General features: G+C 50.2%; 5 tRNA genes and 3 rRNA genes. All 8 read right to left on the reverse strand.

The window, feature by feature from the left end:
* Positions 1-88: 88 nt before the first annotated feature.
* A tRNA-Phe gene (locus ACFVDO_RS19690) sits at positions 89-161 on the reverse strand.
* A 9-nt stretch (positions 162-170) separates the two neighbouring features.
* Positions 171-246 (reverse strand) — tRNA-Asp (locus ACFVDO_RS19695).
* 22 nt (positions 247-268) lie between these two features.
* A tRNA-Glu gene (locus ACFVDO_RS19700) sits at positions 269-340 on the reverse strand.
* Between the two features lie 17 nt (positions 341-357).
* Positions 358-449 (reverse strand) — tRNA-Ser (locus ACFVDO_RS19705).
* 2 nt (positions 450-451) lie between these two features.
* Positions 452-526: transfer RNA gene (locus ACFVDO_RS19710), tRNA-Asn, on the reverse strand.
* Positions 527-535: 9 nt separating this feature from the next.
* Positions 536-651, reverse strand: a 5S ribosomal RNA gene (gene rrf / locus ACFVDO_RS19715).
* A gap of 49 nt (positions 652-700) precedes the next feature.
* A 23S ribosomal RNA gene (locus tag ACFVDO_RS19720) occupies positions 701-3,622 on the reverse strand.
* A 146-nt stretch (positions 3,623-3,768) separates the two neighbouring features.
* Positions 3,769-5,320: ribosomal RNA gene (locus ACFVDO_RS19725) — 16S ribosomal RNA — on the reverse strand.
* Together the 16S, 23S and 5S rRNA genes with 5 tRNA genes alongside form the textbook arrangement of a ribosomal RNA operon.
* Positions 5,321-5,603: the final 283 nt, after the last annotated feature.

The raw sequence follows: 5,603 nt of genomic DNA on the forward strand, positions 1-5,603 counted from the left end.
CCTCATTCTATTTTAAAATAACTACTCAATTTTGTAAAATTACACAAATAAAAAGGATATTAAGTGGGCCCACTTAATATCCTGAGAGTGGCTCGGGACGGAATCGAACCGCCGACACGAGGATTTTCAGTCCTCTGCTCTACCGACTGAGCTACCGAGCCTTATTAAAATGGCGGTCCCGACCGGGGTCGAACCGGCGATCTCCTGCGTGACAGGCAGGCATGTTAACCACTACACCACGGGACCAAAAAATGAACATAAAAAAACATGACCCGTACGGGATTCGAACCCGTGTTACCGCCGTGAAAGGGCGGTGTCTTAACCACTTGACCAACGGGCCAAATATTATAAATCCTATGGCGGAGAGCAAGGGATTCGAACCCTTGATACGCTTGTGACGTATACACGATTTCCAATCGTGCTCCTTCGGCCAGCTCGGACAGCTCTCCAATGGCTCCGCAGGTAGGACTCGAACCTACGACCGATCGGTTAACAGCCGATAGCTCTACCACTGAGCTACTGCGGAATAATATTAGCCTGGCAACGTCCTACTCTCACAGGGACAAGGTCCCAACTACCATCGGCGCTAGAGAGCTTAACTTCCGTGTTCGGTATGGGAACGGGTGTGACCTCTCTGCCATCATCACCAAACTATGAAGGCATATTCCTTCAAAACTAGATAACATTTGCTACATATTATATGGTTAAGTCCTCGATCTATTAGTATTCGTCAGCTCCACATGTCACCATGCTTCCACCTCGAACCTATCAACCTGATCATCTTTCAGGGATCTTACTAGCTTACGCTATGGGAAATCTCATCTTGAGGGGGGCTTCATGCTTAGATGCTTTCAGCACTTATCCCTTCCGCACATAGCTACCCAGCTATGCCCTTGGCAGAACAACTGGTACACCAGCGGTGCGTCCATCCCGGTCCTCTCGTACTAAGGACAGCTCCTCTCAAATTTCCTACGCCCACGACGGATAGGGACCGAACTGTCTCACGACGTTCTGAACCCAGCTCGCGTACCGCTTTAATGGGCGAACAGCCCAACCCTTGGGACCGACTACAGCCCCAGGATGCGATGAGCCGACATCGAGGTGCCAAACCTCCCCGTCGATGTGGACTCTTGGGGGAGATAAGCCTGTTATCCCCGGGGTAGCTTTTATCCGTTGAGCGATGGCCCTTCCATGCGGAACCACCGGATCACTAAGCCCGACTTTCGTCCCTGCTCGACTTGTAGGTCTCGCAGTCAAGCTCCCTTATGCCTTTGCACTCTACGAATGATTTCCAACCATTCTGAGGGAACCTTTGGGCGCCTCCGTTACACTTTAGGAGGCGACCGCCCCAGTCAAACTGCCCACCTGACACTGTCTCCCGGGTCGATAAGACCCGTAGGTTAGAATTTCAATACAGTCAGGGCGGTATCCCACCAGCGCCTCCACCGAAGCTAGCGCTCCGGTTTCAATGGCTCCCGCCTATCCTGTACAAACTGTACCAAAATTCAATATCAGGCTACAGTAAAGCTCCACGGGGTCTTTCCGTCCTGTCGCGGGTAACCTGCATCTTCACAGGTACTATAATTTCACCGAGTCTCTGGTTGAGACAGTGCCCAAATCGTTACACCTTTCGTGCGGGTCGGAACTTACCCGACAAGGAATTTCGCTACCTTAGGACCGTTATAGTTACGGCCGCCGTTTACTGGGGCTTCAGTTCAGAGCTTCGCTTACGCTAACCCCTCTCCTTAACCTTCCAGCACCGGGCAGGTGTCACCCCCTATACTTCGCCTTACGGCTTCGCAGAGAGCTGTGTTTTTGCTAAACAGTCGCTTGGGCCTATTCACTGCGGCTTTCCGTTAAGAAAGCACCCCTTCTCCCGAAGTTACGGGGTCATTTTGCCGAGTTCCTTAACCAGAGTTCTCTCGCACACCTTAGGATTCTCTCCTCGCCTACCTGTGTCGGTTTGCGGTACAGGCACCTTTTATCTCGCTAGAAGCTTTTCTTGGCAGCGGGGAATCAAAGACTTCGCTCCATAAGGAGCTTCCCCATCACAGCTCAGCCTTCACGATAAGCGGATTTGCCTACTTATCAGCCTAACTGCTTGGACGTGCACAACCAATCGCACGCTTCTTCTATCCTTCTGCGTCCCTCCATTGCTCAAACGATAAAGAGGTGGTACAGGAATATCAACCTGTTGTCCATCGCCTACGCCTGTCGGCCTCGGCTTAGGTCCTGACTAACCCTGAGCGGACGAGCCTTCCTCAGGAAACCTTAGGCATTCGGTGGACGGGATTCTCACCCGTCTTTCGCTACTCATACCGGCATTCTCACTTCTAAGCGCTCCACCAGTCCTTCCGGTCTGACTTCACTGCACTTAGAACGCTCCCCTACCACTGATACCATTGGTATCAATTCGCAGCTTCGGTGGTGTATTTAGCCCCGGTACATTTTCGGCGCAGAGTCACTCGACTAGTGAGCTATTACGCACTCTTTAAATGGTGGCTGCTTCTAAGCCAACATCCTAGTTGTCTAAGCAACTCCACATCCTTTTCCACTTAATACACACTTTGGGACCTTAGCTGGCGATCTGGGCTGTTTCCCTCTTGACTACGGATCTTATCACTCGCAGTCTGACTCCTAAGGATAAGTCATTGGCATTCGGAGTTTGACTGAATTCGGTAATCCGATGAGGACCCCTAGTCCAATCAGTGCTCTACCTCCAAGACTCTTACACTTAAGGCTAGCCCTAAAGCTATTTCGGGGAGAACCAGCTATCTCCAGGTTCGATTGGAATTTCTCCGCTACCCACACCTCATCCCCGCACTTTTCAACGTGCGTGGGTTCGGGCCTCCATTCAGTGTTACCTGAACTTCACCCTGGACATGGGTAGATCACCTGGTTTCGGGTCTACGACCACGTACTAAACGCCCTATTCAGACTCGCTTTCGCTGCGGCTCCGCCTCTTCAGCTTAACCTCGCACGGGATCGTAACTCGCCGGTTCATTCTACAAAAGGCACGCCATCACCCGTTAACGGGCTCTGACTATTTGTAGGCACACGGTTTCAGGATCTCTTTCACTCCCCTTCCGGGGTGCTTTTCACCTTTCCCTCACGGTACTGGTTCACTATCGATCACTAGGGAGTATTTAGCCTTGGGAGATGGTCCTCCCAGATTCCGACGGAATTTCACGTGTTCCGCCGTACTCAGGATACATTCAAGAGAGAACGAAGTTTCGACTACGGGGTTGTTACCCTCTACGACGGACCTTTCCAGGTCGCTTCGTCTACCTCGTTCCTTTGTAACTCCGTATAGAATGTCCTACAACCCCAAGAGGCAAGCCTCTTGGTTTGGGCTATGTTCCGTTTCGCTCGCCGCTACTCAGGAAATCGCATTTGCTTTCTCTTCCTCCAGGTACTTAGATGTTTCAGTTCCCTGGGTCTGTCTTCCTTACCCTATGTATTCAGGTAAGGATACCATACCATTACGTATGGTGGGTTTCCCCATTCGGAAATCTTCGGATCAAAGCTTACTTACAGCTCCCCGAAGCATATCGGCGTTAGTCCCGTCCTTCATCGACTCCTAGTGTCAAGGCATCCACCGTGCGCCCTTTCTAACTTAACCAAACTAAAAATTAAAAAATATGAGCTACACTGTTATCTAGTTTTCAAAGAACATACATTTATATATGAGAGATAGTTCTCTCAAAACTGAACAAAACGAAACACGGAAACTTATATTGATGAACAGCGTTCATCAATTCTCCATAGAAAGGAGGTGATCCAGCCGCACCTTCCGATACGGCTACCTTGTTACGACTTCACCCCAATCATCTGTCCCACCTTAGGCGGCTGGCTCCATAAAGGTTACCCCACCGACTTCGGGTGTTACAAACTCTCGTGGTGTGACGGGCGGTGTGTACAAGGCCCGGGAACGTATTCACCGCGGCATGCTGATCCGCGATTACTAGCGATTCCAGCTTCATGTAGGCGAGTTGCAGCCTACAATCCGAACTGAGAACGGTTTTATGAGATTAGCTCCACCTCGCGGTCTTGCAGCTCTTTGTACCGTCCATTGTAGCACGTGTGTAGCCCAGGTCATAAGGGGCATGATGATTTGACGTCATCCCCACCTTCCTCCGGTTTGTCACCGGCAGTCACCTTAGAGTGCCCAACTTAATGATGGCAACTAAGATCAAGGGTTGCGCTCGTTGCGGGACTTAACCCAACATCTCACGACACGAGCTGACGACAACCATGCACCACCTGTCACTCTGCTCCCGAAGGAGAAGCCCTATCTCTAGGGTTTTCAGAGGATGTCAAGACCTGGTAAGGTTCTTCGCGTTGCTTCGAATTAAACCACATGCTCCACCGCTTGTGCGGGCCCCCGTCAATTCCTTTGAGTTTCAGCCTTGCGGCCGTACTCCCCAGGCGGAGTGCTTAATGCGTTAACTTCAGCACTAAAGGGCGGAAACCCTCTAACACTTAGCACTCATCGTTTACGGCGTGGACTACCAGGGTATCTAATCCTGTTTGCTCCCCACGCTTTCGCGCCTCAGTGTCAGTTACAGACCAGAAAGTCGCCTTCGCCACTGGTGTTCCTCCATATCTCTACGCATTTCACCGCTACACATGGAATTCCACTTTCCTCTTCTGCACTCAAGTCTCCCAGTTTCCAATGACCCTCCACGGTTGAGCCGTGGGCTTTCACATCAGACTTAAGAAACCACCTGCGCGCGCTTTACGCCCAATAATTCCGGATAACGCTTGCCACCTACGTATTACCGCGGCTGCTGGCACGTAGTTAGCCGTGGCTTTCTGGTTAGGTACCGTCAAGGTGCCAGCTTATTCAACTAGCACTTGTTCTTCCCTAACAACAGAGTTTTACGACCCGAAAGCCTTCATCACTCACGCGGCGTTGCTCCGTCAGACTTTCGTCCATTGCGGAAGATTCCCTACTGCTGCCTCCCGTAGGAGTCTGGGCCGTGTCTCAGTCCCAGTGTGGCCGATCACCCTCTCAGGTCGGCTACGCATCGTTGCCTTGGTGAGCCGTTACCTCACCAACTAGCTAATGCGACGCGGGTCCATCCATAAGTGACAGCCGAAGCCGCCTTTCAATTTCGAACCATGCAGTTCAAAATGTTATCCGGTATTAGCCCCGGTTTCCCGGAGTTATCCCAGTCTTATGGGCAGGTTACCCACGTGTTACTCACCCGTCCGCCGCTAACTTCATAAGAGCAAGCTCTCAATCCATTCGCTCGACTTGCATGTATTAGGCACGCCGCCAGCGTTCATCCTGAGCCAGGATCAAACTCTCCAATAAAGTTAGTTTGTCTAGCATCTAAAAATAAAAATTGACGTTTCACGTTGTTTGTTTCGTTCAGTTTTCAAAGAACTACTTGGTCGCTCATTTGCGACTTCCTTATGTTAACATCTTCGTTAGTTAATGTCAACTAAGTTTTTTATTTCGTTTGCCGCGTTCTGCGTTATTGCATCGGCGACTTGTTCTATATTACACCTCTAGCACACAATCGTCAATATGTTTTTATAAAAACTTCATTTTTTTATAAATCCTATTTACGCAATTAATTTATCTATTTATATAC

The sequence above is a fragment of the Microbacterium sp. NPDC057741 genome (assembly GCF_042798735.1).
Taxonomy (GTDB): domain Bacteria; phylum Actinomycetota; class Actinomycetes; order Actinomycetales; family Microbacteriaceae; genus Microbacterium.